Genomic DNA, 1,735 nt, shown 5'->3' on the forward strand with positions numbered 1-1,735 from the left:
CTAGATTACTGCTGAGGTAGGGAAAGTTTGCTCCGGGGAAGTTATCCGCCGGGTCTCCCCCAATCAAGTCGGCGATCAACGCAGTGCCTAGGTCAAATTCGTGGTTGCCAAAGGCGATCGCCTGGAAACCTAACTCGTTTTGAATCAGAATATCCGCCCGACCTACACCGCCAAAGATGTCCTGGGAAGCACTGAAGAACAGACCAGGAATATAGGCATCCCCAGAGGAGAGAATGAGGTTATTGGTAAAACCGGCAATACCGTCATTGTCAATGTCCTGTTGTAGTAAGGCATTGAGCACAGCAGAAAACCGGGGCGCATCATCCAACGCAGGGACTCCCCCTTCCTGGTCAGAGGCATGGAATAACTGCAATTTGAAGGGCTGGGGGGTAGGGACATTAACCTCAAAAATGGCAGTGGTTTGACTCACCTCATTGCTCACCACCAACAGCGGCTTACCGTTGGGACTGTCGGCCGCATCGATGAAAATTAACCCTTCTGGGCCGGAATCGGTCAAATTAGACTCCGGATCAACAGTGAAATCCCGGGGGTTAATGTACTGAATAAACTCGGGGACCTGGGGGTTGGTTACGTCATAAACCATGACGCCGCCAATGCGTTCTAGTCCCACAAAGGCATAGGTACGGCCGTCGATGGTGCCCACTGTCACCCCTTCTGGCTCAGGCCCCTTATTATCACTGCGGTTATCGAAACTATTGTTGCTGTTGCTGGCATTGAAAAAATCCGGTATGGATTCAGCGACAATCCGTTCAAAATCTTCGCCACTGTCGTAGACCAAATTACCGTTGCTATCCCAAATGGAGAAAGAACGGGCACCAAAAACATAGAGTTCATCAAAATCCCCGTCCCCATCAATGTCCCCAAATTTGGTGGTTACGGTCAGACGACCAAGGTTGGCATCTGCCTGTAACTCTGCGGCATTGGGAAATGCAGTTGGGTCTAGAATTAAATCCTTAACGCGAGCTTCTTCCAGAAAAATATCCCCTTCTCCATCAAACGGAGAGGGAAAAATATCATCGTCAGAAGGGCGGTTGCGGGCGTCCCCTTCGTTGGCAGTGATGTAGTAGGTCTGGCCACCGACGGTAAAGGAGGCAATGCTGTCGGGCATATACATGCCGAAAATAGGCCAATTCTGAATATTAATCCCCCCATCCCGATCGCTCGCATCCAAGCCATTACCAGGCAAGCTGTGGTCTTTGAAACCCAGGGGCAGAATCGCTTCTACTGTGGCACTGGCAATGTCAACCACCGCAATGGCGTTATTTTCTTGCAGGGTGACCCAGGCTTTGGTGCCCTCTCCGTTGAAGGCAATATATTCCGGCTCCAGATCTTCCGCTACGGTGCTATTCCGGACAAAATTACCATTTTCATCAAAAATTTGACCAAAAAGTCTCACCCCAGCGGCCAGTAAGTCGGCTTTTTGGGCATTAAAACTATCAAAAGTAGCAGTCTGGGCAACTAAATTGGTAAAACCACCGGTGATATCGACAATACTTACCGAACCCACAGGGTCCACTGTATAGCCTTCGTTTGGTTCCCCTTCATTGGCAGTTAAAACCTTGGTGCCATCGGGGCTAAAGGTGACCATATCGGGTAAAAAGCCCACCAGCACTTTACCCAGGAAATTGCCGGTAGCTGTATCGAAAAACTGTACTTGGCCTGCTTCCTGATTGTTCAAATCATCCCGAATGGCCAAGGATACGGCCACAATCCC

General features: G+C 50.0%; 1 protein-coding gene. It reads right to left on the bottom strand.

Annotation, left to right across the window (positions count from 1 at the left end):
* Positions 1–1,735: choice-of-anchor I family protein (locus IQ219_RS19435; RefSeq protein ID WP_194073703.1), on the bottom strand; the 1,735-nt coding region annotated here is incomplete at both ends.

It is taken from the genome of Synechocystis sp. LEGE 06083 (assembly GCF_015207725.1).
Classification (GTDB): Bacteria; Cyanobacteriota; Cyanobacteriia; order Cyanobacteriales; family Microcystaceae; genus Synechocystis; species Synechocystis salina.